The organism is Streptomyces sp. NPDC045695 (assembly GCF_056432025.1).
Map to the genome: position 1 here is coordinate 326,367 of NZ_JBWKJU010000006.1, position 18,341 is coordinate 344,707.

Consider the following 18,341-nt stretch of genomic DNA (forward strand, 5'->3'; position numbering starts at 1 on the left):
CGGGCGCTCAGATCACCATGCCGCGGCGGGAATCACTTCTGGGGCGCGTACGCCTGCTTGCTCGCGCAGTTCCAGATCACGGCGGTGCTCGCCTGGGTGTTCCGGTCGACGAGGGCGCCGCCGACGCGGTCGTCGTCCGTGGCGGCGAAGGCGCGGCTGAGGGTGTGGCCCGTGGAGCCCGCGGGGTGCGGCAGCGCGAGCGGAGCCCCCTTGCCGGGCCAGTAGACGGCCTGGAAGTAGCTGGGCCAGCTCTCCTCGAAGGTGGTCGCGGTACCGACGGCCACGTTCGTGGTCGCGCTGCTGCCCGACAGCTCCAGGTCGCGGTGGGCGCCCAGCCGGCCCGGATCGGTGGGCAGGGCGTCGTACGGCTTCTGCCAGACGGCCGGGGTCCGCTTCGGGTCGTTGCGGTAGTGGTAGTGCTCCAGGCCGACCACCCGGCCGCGGTCGTCGATGTCCCTGCCGACGGTGCTGAAGGAGTAGTGGTAGCCGTTCCACACCTGGAGGCTGTACGGCGGGTAGCCGCCGCCCGCGGGCCACACGACCGGGAAGGTCTTGGTGACCTCGATGTCGTTCTCGGCGTCGAAGTAGGAACCGGTGGCCGTTCCGACGATGTCCCCGCGCTTGTTGATGCCGGTCAGCGAGACGATCCTGGTGCCGGGGATCGCGTCGGCGGGAACGGGCAGTTCGCGCACGGCCTCACCGTTCACCCACTCCTTGGCGACGCCGTCGTCCACGGCGACGACCCGGCCCGACGCGTTGACGTCCACGTCCACCTCGTAGTGCCCGGCGGCGGGCGCCGTGAGCGCCTCGGAGGTCGCGGAACCCATCTGGTGGGTGAAGGCGACCGCCGCGCGGTCCGCGGTGCGCGTGGCGCTGCCCACCATCAGGCCGTTGGCGCTGACGGCCTTGACGCTGCCCTCGTCGAAGCCGGCGGGCAGCGGGACGGCGTGGACCGTGTGCTCGGGGCCGGTCCAGTAGGCGGGCAGGCTTCCGCTCCCGCCCACCGCGAGTCCGCCCGCGCCGAAGCCCGCCACCGAGCCCCCGCTCGTCCCGGGCAGTGCGGGCAGCAGGTCGACGGACGGGGCGCACGGGGTCGTGCCCGCCGCGGCGGCGGCCGGTCCGGCGGCCGTGATCAGCCCCGCGAGGAGGAGGGCGGCTGCGGCGGCGGACGTGGTGCGTCTCATGCGGCTGGTGTTCATCGGGCGGTTCCCCCTGGTCGAGCAGGTCATGTGCCGTACGGCAGCTGCTCGTTGATGCTATCTCCGCCGGTCCGGAAAGATCACGTGGTTGTCCGCGCGCGTCCCTAGGCCGTCTCTTCCGGATCTTGCCGGGGCCCGCGTCGCCCGGCACCGCACCTCGCCGCGTTGTCGGGGCGCCCGAGTACGTCCAGTACACGGGCGCCCCTCCGCCTTGCGATGCACGGCACCGGACGACGCGGGCTCAACCGACAAGATCCGAAAGAGACGACCTGTTCCCAGATGGGCAAGCGACCGCTTAGTATGCCCGCGGAGCGTGATTCCTCGACGGCGGCTGGAGGCCCCGGATGCAGGCATGGCGAGTACATACCCCCGGCGAGCCCCGCGAGGCCATGCGCCTCGAAGAGGTTCCAGAACCCGTCCCCGGCGAAGGCGAGGTGAGGCTGAAGGTACTCGCCGCCAACGTCAACTTCCCCGACGCGCTGCTCGCCCGCGGGCAGTACCAGATCCGGCCGCCGCTGCCCTTCACCCCGGGCGTCGAGATCTGCGGCGAAACCGAGGACGGCCGCCGCGTCATCGCCAACCCGAGCCTGCCGCACGGCGGTTTCGCCGAATACGTCACCGCTCCCGCGCACGCCCTGCTCCCCGCCCCGGACGCCCTCGACGACGCACAGGCGGCAGCCCTCCACATCGGCTACCAGACCGGCTGGTTCGGACTGCACCGCCGCGCCCGGCTCCAGAGCGGCGAGACCCTCCTCGTACACGCCGCCGCCGGCGGGGTCGGCAGTGCCGCCGTCCAGCTCGGCAAGGCCGCCGGCGCGACCGTCATCGGCGTCGTCGGGGGCAAGGCCAAGGCCCGCACCGCCGAGGAACTCGGCTGCGACCTCGTGATCGACCGCACGGCGGAGGACCTCGTCGCCCGCGTCAAGGAGTTCACCGGCGGGCGCGGCGCCGACGTCGTCTACGACCCGGTCGGCGGAGACGCCTACACCGCCTCCGCCAAGTGCGTGGCCTTCGAGGGCCGGATCGTCGTCGTCGGCTTCGCGAGCGGCACCATCCCGGCCCCCGCCCTCAACCACGCGCTCGTGAAGAACTACGCCGTCCTCGGACTGCACTGGGGGCTGTACGCGGCCAAGGAGCCGGCCGCCATCCTCGGCTGCCACGCCGAACTGACCCGGCTCGCCGCCGAGGGCGTCATCACACCACTGGTCAGCGAACGCGTGCCGCTCGCCGGGGCGGCCGACGCCGTCCAGCGCGTCGCCGACGGGACCACCACCGGCCGGCTGGTCGTCGTACCGGCCATGGACGGAGAGCGCCGATGACCGCCACGACCGGCCACACCGCCACCCCCGAGACGCTGCGCGCCCGCGTGCGGGAACTGCTCGCCGCGCACCCGCCTGCACACGCCACCCGCAGCGATTTCCTCCGCGCCCGCTTCGACGCCGGACTCGCCTGGGTCCACTACCCCGAAGGACTCGGCGGACTCGGCGCGCCCCGCTCCCTCCAGGCCGTCGTCGACGCCGAACTGGAAGCCGCCGGAGCCCCCGACAACGACCCCCGCCGGATCGGCATCGGCCTCGGCATGGCCGCGCCCACGATCCTGGCGTACGGCACCGAGGAGCAGAAGCGGCGCTTCCTGCGTCCCCTGTGGACCGGCGAGGAGGTGTGGTGCCAGCTCTTCAGCGAGCCCGGCGCCGGCTCCGACCTCGCCGCGCTCGCCACCCGCGCCGTCCTCGACGAGGCCACCGGCACCTGGGTGGTCGACGGCCAGAAGGTGTGGACCTCCAGCGCCCACAACGCCCGCTGGGCGATTCTCATCGCCCGCACCGACCCGGCGCTCCCCAAGCACCAGGGCATCACCTACTTCCTCTGCGACATGCACGCCCCCGGCGTCGAGGTCAGGCCCCTGCGCCAGATCACCGGAGAGGCCGAGTTCAACGAGGTCTTCCTCACCGGCGTCCGCATCCCCGACACCCACCGCCTCGGCGCCGTCGGCGAAGGCTGGGCGGTCGCCCGCACCACCCTGATGAACGAACGGGTCTCCATCGGCGGCATGCGCATCCCCCGCGAGGGCGGCATGATCGCGCCGGTCGCCGCTGCCTGGCGCGAACGCCCCGCACTGCGCACGCACGCCCTGCACCAGAGGCTGCTGGAGCTGTGGGTCGAGGCCGAGGTCGCCCGCCTCACCGGTGAACGGCTGCGCCAGCAGCTCGTCGCCGGGCAGCCCGGCCCCGAAGGATCGGGCATGAAGCTCACCTTCGCCCGGCTCAACCAGGAGATCAGCGGCCTGGAGGTGGAACTCCTCGGCGAGGAGGGCCTCCTGTACGAGGAGTGGACCATGCGCCGCCCCGAACTGGTCGACTTCACCGGCCGCGACGCCGGCTACCGCTATCTGCGCGCCAAGGGCAACAGCATCGAGGGCGGCACCAGCGAAATCCTCCTCAACATCGTCGCCGAGCGGGTCCTCGGCCTGCCTTCCGAGCCGCGCGACGACAAGGACCTCGCATGGAAGGACCTCTCCCGATGACGGCATCCACGGCGCCGGCCGACCTGCTCTACTCCGAAACCGAGGAGGAGCTCCGCTGCGCCGTGCGCGCGCTCCTCGCCGACCGCTGCGGCCCCAAGAGCGTCCTCGACCGGATCGAGACGGACCAGCCGCACGACCCCGCCCTGTGGCACACCCTCGCCGTCGAGATCGGCGCAGCCGGACTCCTCGTACCCGAGAAGCTCGGCGGCCAGGGCGCGAGCCACCGGGAGGCGGCCGTGGTCCTGGAGGAGCTGGGCCGGGCCGTGGCGCCCGTGCCGTACCTGACGAGCTCCATCCTCGCGACGGAGATCCTGCTGGGCTGCGACACGGCCGAAGCCGCCCCGCTGCTGGGGGAACTGGCCCGCGGCCGCACCGTGTGCACACCGGCCCTGCCGCTGACCCTCGCCCCCGGCGCCCCCTTCCCGGCGCCCGTACGGGACGGTGGCGGCGGGATCCTGAGCGGCACGGTCACCTCCGTCGCGGACGCGGTGGCCGCCGACGTCCTGCTGGTGCTCGCCGACACCGGGCTGTACGCCGTCCCGGCCGCCTCGGCCGAGCTGACCGTGACGGTCGCCCTGGACCTGACCCGCCCGCTCGCCACCGTCACCCTGCGGGAGGCCGCCGGCACCCGTCTCGCCGACCCCGCCACGGCCCGGGCGGCCGTCGCGGGAGCGCTGCTCTCCGGGGCCGGGCTCCTCGCCTCCGAGCAGCTCGGGGTCGCCGAGTGGTGCCTGACCGAGACCGTCGCGTACGTCCGCGGCCGCCACCAGTTCAACCGGCCCGTCGGTTCCTTCCAGGCCCTCAAGCACCGCCTCGCCCGCCTCTGGCTCGACGTGGCCTCCGCGCGCGCGGCGGCCCGGGCCGCGGCCGACGCCCTGGCCACCGGGGCCCCCGACGCCCCCCTGACGGTCGCGGTGGCCCAGGCCTACTGCTCGGGCGTCGCCGTCCGGGCGGCCGAGGAGTGCGTACAGCTGCACGGCGGCATCGGCATGACCTGGGAACACCCGGCCCACCTCTACCTCAAGCGGGCCAAGGCCGACTCCCTCGCCCTGGGCACCGCCGGCCACCACCGCGGCCTGGTGGCGGACTTCGCGGAACTCCCGGCGCCGTAGGCCCCGGCCGGCCGGCCCCGACCCCGTCCTCTCCCCGGCGCACGGGGAGGGGGGCGGGCACGGCTCCCCCCCCCCGAGCGTTCCGCGCCCCACCTCCCGCACCCCTCCGGCCGATCCTTATGCTCGGCCGCATGACGGCCACGATCCCCCCGCTCGACGCCACCGGACTGCGCGCCCACCGCGACGAACTCGCCGCCCTGCTGCTCGCCGTGGTCGAGGAGGGCTCCTCGCTCGGCTTCCTCGCCGGTCTCGACCACGAAGGCGCCGCCGCCTGGTGGGATTCCCTGCTGCCCGCGGTCGAGGAGGGCTCCCTCGCGCTGTGGGTGTCCCGCACCGGCGGCGCGCACGACCGCATCGACGGCACCGTCAGCTGGTACCGGGAGTCCAAGCCCAACGGCCGCCACCGGGCCGAGCTGCGCAAGCTCATGGTCCATCCGGCGGCCCGCGGCCGCGGCACCGCCCGCGCCCTGCTCGCCGAGGCCGAGGCGGGCGCGGCGCGCGCCGGCGTGGTGCTGCTGTTCCTCGACACCGAGACCGGCAGCGGCGCCGAGAACGTCTACCTCCGGGCCGGCTGGACCGAGGTCGGCACCATCCCCGACTACGCCACCGACCCGCAGGGCCGCCTGCACCCCACCACCCTCTTCTACAAGCACCCCAAGGGGTGACCTCGCACGCCGCGCGGCGTTAGACCCGTAGCCGCCGGCCACCGAGCGAGGGAGACCGTATGTCGTCCGCAGCATCCGCCGCCGCACCACTGACGCGCCGTGCGCTTCTCCGCGCGGCCTTCACCGCGGCCGTGCTCGCGGGCACGGCCGCGGCCCTCGCCCCGGTGCTGCGGGCCCGGGGGCCGCGGCAGACCCTCACGCCGGCCCCGCTGGCCGAGGAGGAGACGTACCGCGGCCGGCACATCGCCGTCGACGACGTCGGAGTGCGCATCGACGGCCGGCCCCTGCACGTCATGCGCCGGGCCGACGGCAGCTATCTGAGCGGGATCAACCACTTCCAGTCCTTTCCGACGCGCCTGGAACTGGCCCGTGCGGCGGTCGACGAACTGGGCACGGCGCAGCTGGCGTTCGCGGCCCCGCACCACCGCTGACACACCCACGGGAACGGGAGGAGCCCCGCGTTGTACACCCGGCAGAACCAGAAGAACCTCACCAGCGCCCAGAAGAAGCGGTTCACGGCCGCCGTACTGGAGCTCAAGCGCAGCGGCGCCTACGACGCACTGGTGCGCACCCACGACAAGTACTTCGTGCCCGACCGCGACCGCAAGCTGCGCGTCGGGCACATGTCCCCGTCCTTCTTCCCCTGGCACCGGCGCTATCTGCTGGAGTTCGAGAGGCAGTTGCAGGAGATCGACCCGGGTGTGTCCGTGCCGTACTGGGACTGGACCACCGACAACAGCCCGGTCTCCTCCCTGTGGGCCGACGACTTCCTGGGAGGCACCGGCCGGGCGAGCGACCGCAAGGTGATGACGGGGCCGTTCGCCTACGACAAGGGGAACTGGACGGTGACCGTGGGCATCACGGAGTCCGCCTTCCTCACCCGCAACCTCGGCCGTCCGCAGAACCCGATCACCCTGCCCACCCGGGCCGAACTCCAGGGAGCCATCGACGACCCCACCTACGACGTCTCGCCCTGGGACTCCACGGCCACCGCAGGCGGCTTCCGCAACAAGCTGGAGGGCTGGGCCGCGCCCAAGAGCGAGCGCTGGCGCAACCACAACAAGGTCCACCAGTGGATCGGCGGCCACATGACGGGCGGCACGGCGCCCAACGACCCGGCGTTCTGGCTGCACCACGCCTTCGTCGACCTGATCTGGGACCGCTGGCAGCTCAAGCACCCGGGATCCGGCTACCTGCCGGCCGCCCCCCTCGCCCGGGGTGACCTCCAGCGCGGCCGGGTGATCTCCCTCGACGAACCGATGCCCCCCTGGAACGTCACCCCGCGGGAGATGCTCAGCCATCAGGGCCTCTACCGCTACGAATGAAGCTCCGCACGACGCCGCGAAGCCACCGAAGCCACGCAGCACGGGGAAAGGGCCCCCGCCGACCGGCGGGGGCCCTTCCGTGGATCACGCGATCAGCAGATCAGGAGATCAGCGGGTCAGCGGATCAGTGGCCGTAGCCCTCACCCTCACCCTCGGTGTGGTGCGCGCCGTCGCCCGAGGCGTTGACGCAGGTGTTGCCGAACGCGGGGTTCAGGAGGGCGATCACGTTCACAGTGTTGCCGCAGACGTTGATCGGGACGTGCACCGGGACCTGGACCAGGTTGCCCGACAGGACACCGGGGGAGCCGACCGCCGCACCGTGCGCTCCGGCATCGGCGACGGCCAGACCCGCACCGGCGACCACGGCGCTACCGGTGACAGCGGTGATGGCGAATGCCTTCGCGATACGCGACATCAAGATCTCCTCATGGGATATGGGGCGCCACAGAATCTGCGGCATTTGACATGGCGTACAACGCCGGGGCGGCCGAGGGGTCACGGGCGCTGGGCCTACCTGGTGACGGAAAACCGCACGGAGGCGAAGGAGGGCCGCACCTGGGTGACCTCGCCGGGCCGCAGGACCCCGACCGCCCGGCCCGAGCAGCCCGGCTCCTGGTAGAGGGTCGCCGTGGTACGGGTCCCGTTCGTGACCGTCCGGCCCCCGCCGCCCTCCGCGCTGACGCAGCCCCTCGGGGCGGTGAGCCCCTTGACCTGGTCGTTCTGGCCGACGTACTGGAAGTCAGGCCCCTCGGCGGCCTGGGCCGAGCCGCCGAGGAGCGCGGTGGCCGCCAGCAGCAGGGCGGGCCCGGTGTGGTGGAGACGCAGCATTCGCATGCCCGGTCCAACCGCGCCGGGCCCCGGCCCGGTCACGCCTTGTCACCCGCGGGACGGCTGTGCGACCGTGCGGGCAACGGTATGCGGGAGGAAGAGATGAGCGCGGACGTCGAGGACATCGGCGCCGGCAGCGGCGGCCGACCACGGGTCCGGACCACGGCCGGCGTCGTCGAGGGCCGGACCGGGTCCGACGGGACCGCCGTCTTCCGCGGCATCCCGTACGCCGCCCCGCCCGTCGGCGCCCTGCGGTTCGCGGAGCCCGCGCCTCCGCCACCCTGGGACGGCGTACGGCAGGCCACCGCGTTCGGTCCCACCGCGCCCAAGGTGCCCTACGCCGCGCCGTTCGCGGCCCTGCTGGCCGACCCGGAGATCCCTGGGGACGACTGCCTCAGCGTGAACGTGTGGACCCCCGATCCGGCGCCCGGGGCCCGGCTGCCCGTCATGGTGTGGATCCACGGCGGGGCGCTCACCCGCGGCTCCTCGGCCGTCCCCGTCTACGACGGCTCCGCCTTCGCCCGCGACGGGGTCGTGCTCGTCTCCCTCAACTACCGTCTCGGCGTGCTGGGCTACGGCCTGTTCCCCGACGCGCCCGCCAACCGCGGCCTGCTCGACCAGATCGCCGCCCTGCAATGGGTCCGCGACAACATCGAGGCCTTCGGCGGAGACCCCGCCCGCGTCACCGTCTTCGGGGAATCGGCCGGGGCCATCAGCATCGGCTCCCTGCTGGCCGCCCCGCGCGCGGCCGGGCTCTTCGCCCGGGCCGTCCTGCAGAGCGGAGCCCCCGAGGTCCTGCCACGCGAGAAGGTCCGCACCATGGTCCGGCGGATGGCCTCCCTCCTCAAGGTGGAGGCCACCGCCGAGGCCTTCACGGCCGTCGGCCTGCCCCACCTGCTCGCCGCCCAGGCGGCCGTCCTGCGCCGATCGGGCGCGCTCCTCGGTGGCCCCGCCTTCGGCCTGGTCAGCGACCCGGCCACGGTCCCCGGCGACCCACTCGACGCCCTGGCGGGTGCCGGGGTCAGCGGCGACGTGCCGCTGCTGCTCGGGTGGACCAGCGAGGAGTACCGGCTCTGGCTCGCCCCCACCGGCGCGATGCGCCTGCTCGACCGGCTGGGGCCGCTCGCCGTGACGCTGGTCCGCCTGCGCGCGGACAAGGACCGGGCCGCCGTACGGACCTTGCGCGCCGCCCTGCCCGGGGCGGGCGGGGCCGAGCTCGCCGGACACCTGCTGACCGACCGGCTGCTGCGCGATCCGCTGCGCCGGCTCGCGGGGGCCCGGCGCCCGGCGCCGAGCTTCCTGTACGAGTTCGGGTGGCCCTCCGGCGTACCGGGGCTCGGCGCCTGCCACGCCTTGGAGCTGGGCTTCGTGTTCGACACCCTCGACGTGCCGGAGACCTCCTGGCTGGCGGGGCCGGACGCCCCGCAGGCGCTGGCCGACGAGATGCACGCGGCGTGGGTGCGGTTCGCGGTGACGGGCGAGCCGGGCTGGGCGGCCTGGAACGGCGAAGGCCCGCCGAAGAGGTTCGGCGGGCCGTCGACCGGGCGGACACAAGCGGCGTGGGCTACTCGACCGGCCCTTCCATGACCTTGCTGATGAACTGGATCGGGCCCTCGCCCATGTTCGGGACGTAGGTCTTGGCGTTGTGCTGGCCGCCCTTGATGATCCTCAGGTCGGTGTGGACCGGCCCCTTGTTGCCGAAGGTGGCGATGAACTTCTGCACGTCCGGCAGGGTCTTCTTGTTGTTCTCGCTGTCGCCGACCTGGAAGGCGAGATAGACGTCCGGACCCTTGCGGTCGATGAGCTGCTTCGCCAGCAGCTCCGGGTTGTTCTCGGCCTTCTCCTTGTCGTAGCCCTTCCACAGGGAGGAGTCCGGGACGATGTCCGGGCCGGAGGCGATCACGGCCTTGAACTTGTCCGGGTGCTTCAGCACGGCCTTCAGGCCGGCGAACCCACCGGTGGAGGAGCCCATGAAGGCCCAGCCGTCACGGGACTTGACGGTGCGGAAGTTGGCCTTCATCAGGTCCGGGACGTCCTCGGTCAGCCAGGTGCCCATCTTGGGCTGGCCGGGGATGTCGGAGCCGTCCCAGTAGACGCCCTTGTCGTCCGGCGCCGGGTTGAGCACCGGCATGGCCAGGATGAAGGGCTTGCTCTTCCCCTCGGCGTACCACTTGCTGATGCTCGACTGGAGACCGAGGTCGGTGCCCATCCAGTAGTTGCTCGGGAAACCGGCGCCGCCCGGGAGGGCGATCATGACCGGGAAGCCGCTCTTGGCGAACTTCGGGTCGTTGTACTCCTTGGGCGCCCAGACCCAGACCTTGCCCTTGAAGCCGGACTTCTTGCCGTCCAGCGTGGTGACCGCCACGTGTGTGCCGTCGGGCAGGGTCATCGAGTTCTTGAACTCGGCGGCCGGACCGGTCGGCATGAGCATCTTGGAGCTCGCCGGCTGCTGGGTCGCGGCGCCGCCGGCCTTTCCGGCCCCACCCGCGGGCGGCTGCCCGAAGGACACCGCGGCGCCCTTGTCGGTGAAGGGGGGTATCTCGTAGTGGTTCATGACCAGAGCGGCTATGCCCGCGAGCGCGAGGACGCCGGCACCCGCGATCAGCCAGCGCCGGCCGCGGGACCTGCGGGGAGCGGGCTCGTACTGCTCCAGGTGGTCCTGTGGGCCGTACTGGTCCTGGTGGCCGTACTGCTCCTGCTGCCCGTGCCGGTCCTGCTGACCGTACGGAGGCTGCTGCTGTCCGTACGTCTGCTGCTGTCCGTACGGCTGGCCGTACTGGTCGCCGTGCGGCGGCTGCGGGCGCTGCCCTTCCGGCCGGTACGGCTGGTACTGCTGCCCGTCGGGTGCGTACGACATGTGCGGTGGCTCTCCGGCTGGTGCTGCCCCAGAGGGGCGGGGTGATCTGGCGGCGGGGTGGTCTGGCTGCTGGTCCTTCCGTTCGAAGGATGAACGAAAGCACGTCAGGGTTCCGCATTTTTCCTTCTCTTGGGATTTTTTGGGGGATGCCATTGCCTGGCGCCGTCCCGGGCCGACGCGTACCCCGAATCCCGCGCCGCACATCCCTGGCCCCCGCACATGCCGCTGGGTAGGGTGCCCCCGCGCCGCCCCCGGACCCCCCACCCCCGCCCGGAGTCACTCCATGACCTTCCAGCGCCGGCTCCTGATCTTCGTCACCGCCGTGGTCCTGCTCGCCGTGGTGGGGGTGCTCGCCGTGCTGCGGGCCTCCTCGCGGGCCGACGAGAAGGACCGGGCCCGGGAGGGCGGTCCGGGGATCGTCGCGGGCCCGGTCGTGCTGGCCCCGGGCGAGGGTGCGCGGCGGATCGTGTTCCGGAACATGGCCTGGGGCCCGCACCGCGACGAGCTCGCCACCGTCCGGGCCGACGCCCCGGAGGGGACCCGTACCGCGTCGGGGGTGAGCTGCCTGCGCTTCCACGCGGCCGCCGGCACCGGGATCTGCCTGCGGGCCGACAAGGGCGCGGTCCCGGGCGCGGTCCAGGGCGGCTACCGGGCCGTCGTCCTCGACGCCCGGCTGAAGGAGGTGTCGGCGCACACCCTGGCCGGCCTGCCCACCCGCGCCCGGATCTCGCCCGGCGGACACCTCGCCGCATGGACCGTCTTCGTCGGCGGGGACTCGTACGCGGGGGCGGACTTCTCGACGCGGACCTCGGTGCTCGACCTGCGCACCGGCAGGCTCGACGCCTCGTTGGAGGACTTCACCGTCCTCAAGGACGGCCACCCGTACCGCAGCGCCGACGTGAACTTCTGGGGCGTGACCTTCGCCGCCGACGAGCGCACCTTCTACGCGACCATGGCCACCGGCGGCCGGACCCACCTGGTCCGCGGGGACCTGGCCGCGCGCAGCGTGACCACACTCCACGAGAACGTCGAGTGCCCGTCGCTGTCGCCCGACGGGACCCGGCTGGTGTTCAAGAAGCGCGTGCCGGGCCTGCCGGCCGAGGCGCCGTGGCGGCTGTACGCCATGGACCTGGCCTCGGGAGCACAGACCCCGCTCGGCGAGGAGCGCAGCGTCGACGACCAGGTGATGTGGACGGACGACCGGACCGTCGTCTATTCCCTGCCCGGCGACTTCGGCGCCGATTTGTACGCAGTGGCGGCCGACGGGAGCGGGAGTCCCCGCCGGCTCATGGCATCGGCCCTCGCCCCGGCCTTCCTCGGCTGAGACCGGGCAGGGCGGGACGAGGGCCGTCGGCGCAGGACCGTTACGCCGGAACGAGCGTCTTGCGGCGCCGTTTGCGCTGTGCGCCCGGCGACAGCCTCAGCTCGATGACCGACCGTACGGCCGGCCACTCCTCGTCGAGGACCGAGTAGAAGGCGGTACTGCGGACCGCCCCGTCCAGCCCCCGCGAATGGGCCCGGCGGACCCCTTCGCAGGTGAAGCCGAGACGTTCCATGGCCGCTCGCGACCGGCCGTTACGGGCATCCGCGCGCAGCGAGATGCGCCGGACGCCCCAGGTCTCGAAGGCATGGCGCAGCATGAGCAGCTTCGCCTCGGTGTTGATGCCGGTGCCCTGGGCGCCCGGGGACAGCCAGGTATTGCCGATCTCGGCGGCATCGGGGATCGCCGTCGCCGGATCGCCGAACGGGACGCCGGGCACTGCGGGCCACACGAGCGGCCCCTGCCAGTAGTCGAGTTCCAGGAACCGGGTCGAACCGACGACCCGGCCGTCGGTGGCTCTGACCACCGCGAACGGGAGCGATCGACCCGCCGCCTGATCGGCGAGGGCACGGTCGATGTACTCGTGGGACGCCTGCACCCCATGGGGTACGGGGGTGAAGGCGTAAGTCGTACGATCCTCGGCACCGGCCACGGCCAGGGCCTCGGTGTGGTGGGGTGCGAGGGGCTCGAGCCGCACGGTGCGGCCCGCGAGGTGTACGGGTACGGGCACGGAGCCTTCGGTCCTTCTGGGCGGTGGGGTGGTTGCACAGTCTGCGTCCCTGACCTCGCCCCTCGTGCAAAACACGAGTGAAAGGCAACCGGCTGTCAGGTGAACGCGAGTGGCTCAATGTAGCTCCTTAAAGTGCTCTCATGAACCCCCAATCTGGCAATGGCGCGGCACTGATTTTCGACGACTTGGGTCCCCGCGACGGAGCGGCCGTAATCCTGATCCACGGACATCCCTTCAACCGCACGATGTGGGCCCCCCAGACGGCCGCGCTGACGGCCGCCGGTTACCGCGTCATCACGCCTGACCTGCGAGGATACGGAGAAAGTCCGGTGCTGCCGGGCAAGGCCCTGCTCGCCGATCTCGCGGACGACCTCGCCGCTCTCCTCGCCCGCCTGGGCATCGAACGGGCGATCGTCGGTGGAGTGTCCATGGGCGGCCAGATCGCCATGGAGGTGCGACTGCGCCACCCGGGTCTGGTAAGGGCGCTCGTACTGTCCGACACCTCCCCTGTCCCGGAGACCGAGGACGGTGCCAAGCTCCGCCGCGAGACCGCCGAACGGCTGATCGCCGAGGGCATGGGGCCCTACGCCGACGAGGTCATCGACAAGATGCTGGCGCCCTACAACGTGGCCGCCATGCCCGGAGCCGCCGCACGGGTGAGCGCCATGATGCGCGCGACCGACCCGCAGGGCGCCGCCGCCGCACTGCGCGGCCGCGCCGAGCGCCCCGACTACCGGCCGGTGCTCGCCGCGGCCACCGAGCCCTGCCTGGTGCTGGTCGGCGCGGACGACGTCTACACCCCGGTCGCGCAGGCCCATGCCCTGCACGCGCTGATGCCCGATTCCGTGCTGGCCGTCATCGAGGGAGCCGGTCACCTGCCGGGGGTGGAGCAGCCGGAGGCCTTCAACCGGGCGCTGCTCGGCTTCCTCGCCGGGATCTGAGCGGACGAGCGGGTCGGCGGGCGCCGCCGTAGAGTCGGACGATGTTCCTGCCGAGGAGGTCAGTGATGCTGCGCGGGCTTGCGACGATCAACTTCTGGGCCGACGACCTGGAGGCCGCGAAGGCCTGGTACACCGAGCTGCTCGGCATCGCGCCCTACTTCGAGCGGCCGGGCTACGCGGAGTTCCGCATCGGTGACTACCAGCACGAGCTGGGCATCGTCGACCGCCGCCACGCCCCGCCGGGCGCGGCCGGGGGACCGGGGGGCGCGGTGGCGTACTGGGCCGTGGACGATCTTCTGGCGGTCCGGCAGCGGCTGCTGGACCTGGGCGCCGAGGAGTACCAGCCGGTGACCCCGCACGGGGACGGCGGCTTCGTCACTGCGGCGGTCACCGACCCCTTCGGCAATGTGCTCGGCATCATGCGCAACCCGCACTACCTGGAGGTCCTCGAAGGGGCGACCCCCGACCCCGCCTGACCGGACCCTGCCGGGACCGGACCCCTGCCCGGACCGCAGGCAGGGGCCTGAGATCATCCTCGGCATGGACGACGTACTGCGGCGCCTGGCCGCCGTGGGGCCCTTCTTCGCCGTGCCGTACGGCAAGGAGCCGCCCGGGCCCGGCTTCCGGCCGCTGGCCGCCCTGTACGGGGACGGGCTCGGGCCGTACGTCGCCGAGGTGGGGCGGCGGATCGGCAGCGGGCCCGGCAGGGTGGCCGCCTCGACCGCGCACCTCGGCATCGCCTCGCGGCTGTGGTCGCTCGGGCTGGGCTGCGCGGCGCTGGCGGGGCGGGTGCCCGACCTGTCGCCCGACCGGGTGTGGTGGCGGCTGCCGCAAGCGGGGTCGCTGGAACTGTGGCTGCCCGAGCAAGAGCCCGAGGGGCTGCCGGCCGACCGGCTCGGGCCGACCGTGCTGGGGAACCTGGCCGTGCTCGACGCGGGCCTGCGGGAGCGGTTCGGGGTCTCGCCGAAGGTCCTGCGGGGCAATGCCGCGTCCGGGCTCGTCGGGGCGCTGCGCATGCTGATCGACAGGGTTCCGGGCGACGCGGCCGTCGCCCTCGCGGGCGCGCTGCTGGCCGAGGGCGGAGCCCTGGCGGGCACGGGGACCTTCCTCCACGAGCCGGGACTCGGAGTGGCCTTCGTGCGGCGCAGCTGCTGCCTCTACTACCAGGTGCCCGGCGGCGGGCTCTGCGGGGACTGCGTGCTGCGGACCAGGTGAGACGGCGAAGGGCCGGCGGGGAGCGCGTGCTCCCCGCCGGCCCGGTGTTCCGACGCGCGGATCCGCTGACTAGAAGGTCAGGTTCCAGGAGTCGATCTTGCCGGTGTCGCCGCCGGCGTTGTCGTTCACGCGCAGCTTCCAGGTGCCGTTCGCGACCTCGGCCGAGGCGTTGACGGTGTAGACCTGGCTGATGTTGTCGGCGCTGCCGCCCGAGCGGTTGTGCACGGTGTAGACGGTGCCGTCCGGGGCGATCAGGTCGACCTTGAGGTCACCGATGTAGGTGTGCACGATGTTCACGCCCACCTTGAGGGTGGCCGGGGCGTTGCCGGTCACCCCGCTGACGGTGATCGGGCTCTCCACGGTGGTGTTGTCACCGATGGCGAAGTCCCCGGGGTTCTCGAAGTACTTGCCGGGCGGCGGGGTGGAGCCCACCGCCTTGAGCGCGTCGACCTGGCCCTCGCCGAAGAACCCGTTCTTCGCCGTGGTGCCCTTGCAGCGGGTGTCCGACGGGCAGGCGACGTCGTTGGCCTGGACGGCCAGCTTGTCGCGCAGCTGCGCCGGGGTGATGCCCGGGTTGGTGCTGGCGAGCAGCGCCGCCACACCGGTGACGTGCGGAGAGGCCATGGACGTGCCGCTCATGCTGCCGTACTTGCCGCCCGGCAGGGTGCTGTAGATGCCGGTGGCGTCGCCGCCCGGAGCCGTCACGTCGATGACGTTCAGGCCGTAGTTGGAGTACGAGGCCTTCGCGGTGGTGCCCATCGCCGAAACCGTCACCACGCCCGGGAGTTCGGTCGGGATGTCGAGGCAGGCGTTGGTGATGGTGCGGGTGACCGGCGTCGAGTCGTTCGGGCTCTCGGTGTCGGTCGTCTTGTTGGCCAGGTCGAGGTTGGAGTTGCCGGCCGCCGCGACCTGCAGCGAGCCCTTGCTCTCCGCGTACTCCTGGGCGCGCTTGACGCCCTCGATGATGGCGGCCTGGTCGGCGTTGTCCGGGCAGTTGAACTGCCACGGGTCCGTGTAGTAGCTGTTGTTGGTGACCTTGAAGCCGTGGTCACCGGCCCACATGAAACCGCAGACGGTGTTCTCGGCGAAGAACAGCGAGGAGGTGGGCTCGGCGATGCGCACCGAGGAGATCTTCACGCTCGGGGCCACGCCGATGACGCCCTTGCCGTTCTTGGCGGCCGCGACCGTACCGGCCACGTGCGTGCCGTGGGTGCCGACGTCGCGCCAGGCGCCCGTGCGGGTGTCCGGCTTGCCGTACGCGCAGGACGCGGAGTCCGCCGCGTTGAAGTTCGGGGCCAGGTCCTGGTGCTGGTCGTCCACACCGGTGTCCAGGATGCCGACCTTGACGGTGCTGGAGCCGGTGGTGACGGCCCAGGCCTGGTCGGCCTTGATCTGCGTCATGTCGGCGCGGACCGGCTCGCCCGTGGGCGTCGTGGCCTGCGCCGGGTTGGCGGGCAGCGCCGGGTTGTAGGCGTCCGCCGGCACGTCCGAGGTGCGGGTGGCGCCGACCTGCTGGACCCCGCTCACACCGCGCATGGTGGTGGCGAAGGAGCCGGACGCGGAGTGCGCGACGATCACGCCGATCGCGTCGTAGGACTGGAAGACCGTGCCGCCGTTGGCGGTGATGGCGTTACGGACCGCCGTGGTGTCACCGGGAGTGGTGATCACGAGGTAGGCGCGGGTGCCGGCAACCCAGGTCGCACTCTGGGAAGTCGGGGCCGCGGCCCGGGGCGCCGCCGCCGCGGGGGCGGAGGCGGGGGAGCCGGAAGGCGAGACCGGGGCGGTGCCGGCGAGTGCGGCGGGCGCCCCGAAGGCCAGTGCTGCGCCGAGCGTGGCGGCCAGCACGAGGGTACGTCGAGGTCGGCTGGATATGTGGGGTATCAATGCGTCCTCCGAAGACCCGGTGGTGCGCGTGGTGCGCGCCGGGTCGTACGAAACAAGTGGTGGACGCAAGATGTCATGCACACGGCCTGGTAGGGAAGTACCTTTTGCCACACGGGGGTTCGTTAATCGGTGGCCGAATGCCGACTATGGGTGACAAGTACGGAGAATGTGGCGGCCGGCCGGGCTGGGTACCGTGGGGGCGAACCCTGCCCGGCCGGCCCGTACGGGCGGACCTCCTAGACCGGCACGCCGTCCTTGGTGTGGTGCGCCGGGGCGGGCGCGGCGTCCGCAGTCGCGTCCGCTCCGGTCGGCTCCGCCCCGCCCGGCTCCGCTCCGGTCGGCTCGGACCCGTGCGCGTCGTCGACCAGCGTGCTCTCGTCGAAGGGCAGCCGCCCCGCGAGGACTTCGGCGGCCCGCCCGTGGTCGAACTCCTTGGTCCACGTCCCGATGAGCACCGTCGCGACCGCATTGCCGGCGAAGTTCGTCAGCGCCCGGGCCTCGCTCATGAACCGGTCGATGCCCACGATCAGGCCGACCCCGTCCACGAGTTCGGGGCGGTGCGACTGCAGTCCGCCGGCGAGGGTGGCCAGTCCCGCGCCGGTCACCCCGGCCGCGCCCTTCGAGGCGATGACCATGAACAGCAGCAGCGAGATCTGCTCACCCAGGGCGAGCGGCTTGCCCATCGCCTCGGCGATGAACAGGGAGGACATCGTCAGATAGATCGCGGTCCCGTCGAGGTTGAAGGAGTACCCGGTCGGCACCGTGATCCCGGTGACCGGCCGCGATACGCCGAGGTGCTCCATCTTCGCGATCAGCCGCGGCAGCGCCGACTCCGAGGAGGAGGTCGAGAGGATCAGCAGGAACTCCCGGCCCAGGTAGCGCAGCAGGGCGAAGACGCTGACCCCCGTACACACCCGCAGCAGCGTGCCCAGGATCACGAAGACGAAGATCAGACAGGTCGTGTAGAAGCCGATCATGATGACGGCGAGGGACTTCAGCGCGTCGATGCCGGTGGCGCCGACCACCGCCGCGATCGCCCCGAAGGCGCCCACCGGGGCCACCCACATGATCATCGCGAGGATCCGGAACACCAGCTTCTGTACGTGTCCGATGCCCCGCAGCAGCGGCTCGCCCGCCGTGCCCATCGCCTGCAGGGCGAAGCCGCAGAGCAGCGCCACCAGCAGCGTCTGGAGCACCTCGCCGCCGGTGAAGGCGGACACCAGGGTGGTCGGGATGATGCCGAGCAGGAACTCCGGAGTGCTCTCGGTCCCGCCCGCCTTGGCCTGCGCCTCGCCGGCGTGGCGCACCGCCTCGGTCAGGTGCAGCCCGCTGCCCGGCTCCAGCAGGTTCCCGACCAGCAGGCCGATGGCCAGCGCCACCGTGGACATGACCATGAAGTAGCCGAGGGCGAGGCCGCCCACGGCGCCCACCTTGGCGGCCTTGCGTACGGATCCGATGCCCAGCACGATCGTGCAGAAGATCACGGGCGAGATCATCATCTTGATGAGGTTGACGAACCCGGTGCCCAGCGGTTTGAGCTCCACGGCCACGCCGGGCGCGGCGAAGCCGACGGCGATGCCGAGCAGCACCGCGCCGATCACCGCGATGTAGAGGTAGTGCGTTCTGTCGCGTCTGGCGGCCACGATGCCTCCCGGTGGTGAATGCGTTCGGGGAGACCATCGCCCAGGGCTGTGACCCCGGTCACCCTTGCGTTCATTGAGTTCACGGCCCGGTGCACAC

18 protein-coding genes are annotated in these 18,341 nt (G+C 72.4%); 11 read left to right on the forward strand and 7 right to left on the reverse strand.

Annotation, left to right across the window (positions count from 1 at the left end):
* Positions 1-32: 32 nt before the first annotated feature.
* The gene (locus AC07DU_RS14220) at positions 33-1,184 is read right to left on the reverse strand and encodes a hypothetical protein (protein ID WP_479111549.1); all 1,152 of its coding nucleotides are present in this window, start codon (positions 1,182-1,184) and stop codon (positions 33-35) included.
* 359 nt (positions 1,185-1,543) lie between these two features.
* On the opposite strand from AC07DU_RS14220, the gene AC07DU_RS14225 reads away from it, so the two are divergent.
* From AC07DU_RS14225 to AC07DU_RS14250, 6 genes are all read left to right on the forward strand, one after another.
* Positions 1,544-2,518 carry an NADPH:quinone oxidoreductase family protein gene (locus AC07DU_RS14225; protein ID WP_479111551.1) on the forward strand — a complete coding sequence of 325 codons (975 nt, stop codon included), beginning with the start codon at positions 1,544-1,546 and terminating at the stop codon, positions 2,516-2,518.
* A complete protein-coding gene (locus AC07DU_RS14230; protein ID WP_479111553.1) occupies positions 2,515-3,723 on the forward strand; it encodes an acyl-CoA dehydrogenase family protein in 1,209 nt (402 codons plus the stop codon). Before AC07DU_RS14225 ends, AC07DU_RS14230 begins: the two co-directional genes overlap by 4 nt.
* On the forward strand, positions 3,720-4,835 hold the full coding sequence (locus AC07DU_RS14235; protein ID WP_479111555.1) for an acyl-CoA dehydrogenase family protein: 1,116 nt from the start codon (positions 3,720-3,722) through the stop codon (positions 4,833-4,835). The genes AC07DU_RS14230 and AC07DU_RS14235 overlap by 4 nt, the downstream gene beginning before the upstream one ends.
* 131 nt (positions 4,836-4,966) lie before the next feature.
* Complete coding sequence (locus AC07DU_RS14240; RefSeq protein ID WP_479111557.1) at positions 4,967-5,500, forward strand: GNAT family N-acetyltransferase; 534 nt, start codon at positions 4,967-4,969, stop codon at positions 5,498-5,500.
* 59 nt (positions 5,501-5,559) lie between these two features.
* Positions 5,560-5,931 carry a tyrosinase family oxidase copper chaperone gene (locus AC07DU_RS14245; protein ID WP_479111558.1) on the forward strand — a complete coding sequence of 124 codons (372 nt, stop codon included), beginning with the start codon at positions 5,560-5,562 and terminating at the stop codon, positions 5,929-5,931.
* A gap of 30 nt (positions 5,932-5,961) precedes the next feature.
* Positions 5,962-6,825 carry a tyrosinase family protein gene (locus AC07DU_RS14250; protein WP_453370921.1) on the forward strand — a complete coding sequence of 288 codons (864 nt, stop codon included), beginning with the start codon at positions 5,962-5,964 and terminating at the stop codon, positions 6,823-6,825.
* A 124-nt stretch (positions 6,826-6,949) separates the two neighbouring features.
* On the opposite strand, the gene AC07DU_RS14255 is transcribed toward AC07DU_RS14250, so the two are convergent.
* Positions 6,950-7,240, reverse strand: coding sequence for a chaplin (locus AC07DU_RS14255; RefSeq protein ID WP_360905256.1), 291 nt, complete (start codon positions 7,238-7,240; stop codon positions 6,950-6,952).
* Positions 7,241-7,335: 95 nt separating this feature from the next.
* Positions 7,336-7,659, reverse strand: a complete 324-nt coding sequence (locus AC07DU_RS14260) for a hypothetical protein (protein WP_479111560.1) — start codon at positions 7,657-7,659, stop codon at positions 7,336-7,338.
* Between the two features lie 96 nt (positions 7,660-7,755).
* On the opposite strand from AC07DU_RS14260, the gene AC07DU_RS14265 reads away from it, so the two are divergent.
* Positions 7,756-9,240, forward strand: coding sequence for a carboxylesterase/lipase family protein (locus tag AC07DU_RS14265; protein WP_479111562.1), 1,485 nt, complete (start codon positions 7,756-7,758; stop codon positions 9,238-9,240).
* Here AC07DU_RS14265 and AC07DU_RS14270 read toward each other — a convergent pair.
* Positions 9,218-10,510, reverse strand: a complete 1,293-nt coding sequence (locus tag AC07DU_RS14270) for an alpha/beta hydrolase (RefSeq protein ID WP_479111564.1) — start codon at positions 10,508-10,510, stop codon at positions 9,218-9,220. The two genes, AC07DU_RS14265 and AC07DU_RS14270, sit on opposite strands and share 23 nt — an antisense overlap.
* Before the next feature lie 283 nt (positions 10,511-10,793).
* On the opposite strand from AC07DU_RS14270, the gene AC07DU_RS14275 reads away from it, so the two are divergent.
* Positions 10,794-11,834, forward strand: a complete 1,041-nt coding sequence (locus AC07DU_RS14275; protein WP_479111566.1) for a TolB family protein — start codon at positions 10,794-10,796, stop codon at positions 11,832-11,834.
* A 40-nt stretch (positions 11,835-11,874) separates the two neighbouring features.
* Here AC07DU_RS14275 and AC07DU_RS14280 read toward each other — a convergent pair whose 3' ends face one another.
* Positions 11,875-12,561: a GNAT family N-acetyltransferase gene (locus tag AC07DU_RS14280; protein ID WP_360905025.1), complete on the reverse strand. Its 687-nt coding sequence runs from the start codon at positions 12,559-12,561 to the stop codon at positions 11,875-11,877.
* A 140-nt stretch (positions 12,562-12,701) separates the two neighbouring features.
* Here AC07DU_RS14280 and AC07DU_RS14285 point away from each other — a divergent pair, with 140 nt between their 5' ends.
* The 3 genes from AC07DU_RS14285 (at position 12,702) to AC07DU_RS14295 (ending at position 14,717) form a co-directional block, all read left to right on the forward strand.
* Positions 12,702-13,502 (forward strand): alpha/beta fold hydrolase, encoded by an 801-nt coding sequence (locus AC07DU_RS14285; RefSeq protein ID WP_479111568.1) that lies wholly within the window; start codon positions 12,702-12,704, stop codon positions 13,500-13,502.
* A gap of 65 nt (positions 13,503-13,567) precedes the next feature.
* Entirely contained in the window at positions 13,568-13,978 is a 411-nt protein-coding gene (locus tag AC07DU_RS14290) for a VOC family protein (RefSeq protein WP_479038355.1), read from the forward strand.
* A 64-nt stretch (positions 13,979-14,042) separates the two neighbouring features.
* On the forward strand, positions 14,043-14,717 hold the full coding sequence (locus AC07DU_RS14295) for a (2Fe-2S)-binding protein (protein ID WP_360905034.1): 675 nt from the start codon (positions 14,043-14,045) through the stop codon (positions 14,715-14,717).
* 69 nt (positions 14,718-14,786) lie between these two features.
* Here the strand turns inward: AC07DU_RS14295 and AC07DU_RS14300 are convergent, their stop codons facing one another.
* Positions 14,787-16,562, reverse strand: coding sequence for a S8 family serine peptidase (locus tag AC07DU_RS14300; RefSeq protein ID WP_479111571.1), 1,776 nt, complete (start codon positions 16,560-16,562; stop codon positions 14,787-14,789).
* Positions 16,563-16,837: 275 nt separating this feature from the next.
* Entirely contained in the window at positions 16,838-18,244 is a 1,407-nt protein-coding gene (locus AC07DU_RS14305; RefSeq protein WP_479111573.1) for a cation:dicarboxylate symporter family transporter, read from the reverse strand.
* Between the last annotated feature and the right edge of the window lie 97 nt (positions 18,245-18,341).

Coding starts and splice junctions, on each gene's coding strand:
- AC07DU_RS14230 (WP_479111553.1), top strand. CDS start 2,515: ATGACCGCCACGACCGGCCACACCGCCACCCCCGAGACGCTGCGCGCC.
- AC07DU_RS14260 (WP_479111560.1), bottom strand. CDS start 7,659: ATGCGAATGCTGCGTCTCCACCACACCGGGCCCGCCCTGCTGCTGGCG.
- AC07DU_RS14270 (WP_479111564.1), bottom strand. CDS start 10,510: ATGTCGTACGCACCCGACGGGCAGCAGTACCAGCCGTACCGGCCGGAA.
- AC07DU_RS14255 (WP_360905256.1), bottom strand. CDS start 7,240: ATGTCGCGTATCGCGAAGGCATTCGCCATCACCGCTGTCACCGGTAGC.
- AC07DU_RS14265 (WP_479111562.1), top strand. CDS start 7,756: ATGAGCGCGGACGTCGAGGACATCGGCGCCGGCAGCGGCGGCCGACCA.
- AC07DU_RS14295 (WP_360905034.1), top strand. CDS start 14,043: ATGGACGACGTACTGCGGCGCCTGGCCGCCGTGGGGCCCTTCTTCGCC.
- AC07DU_RS14290 (WP_479038355.1), top strand. CDS start 13,568: ATGCTGCGCGGGCTTGCGACGATCAACTTCTGGGCCGACGACCTGGAG.
- AC07DU_RS14235 (WP_479111555.1), top strand. CDS start 3,720: ATGACGGCATCCACGGCGCCGGCCGACCTGCTCTACTCCGAAACCGAG.
- AC07DU_RS14220 (WP_479111549.1), bottom strand. CDS start 1,184: ATGAGACGCACCACGTCCGCCGCCGCAGCCGCCCTCCTCCTCGCGGGG.
- AC07DU_RS14285 (WP_479111568.1), top strand. CDS start 12,702: ATGAACCCCCAATCTGGCAATGGCGCGGCACTGATTTTCGACGACTTG.
- AC07DU_RS14225 (WP_479111551.1), top strand. CDS start 1,544: ATGCAGGCATGGCGAGTACATACCCCCGGCGAGCCCCGCGAGGCCATG.
- AC07DU_RS14245 (WP_479111558.1), top strand. CDS start 5,560: ATGTCGTCCGCAGCATCCGCCGCCGCACCACTGACGCGCCGTGCGCTT.
- AC07DU_RS14240 (WP_479111557.1), top strand. CDS start 4,967: ATGACGGCCACGATCCCCCCGCTCGACGCCACCGGACTGCGCGCCCAC.
- AC07DU_RS14275 (WP_479111566.1), top strand. CDS start 10,794: ATGACCTTCCAGCGCCGGCTCCTGATCTTCGTCACCGCCGTGGTCCTG.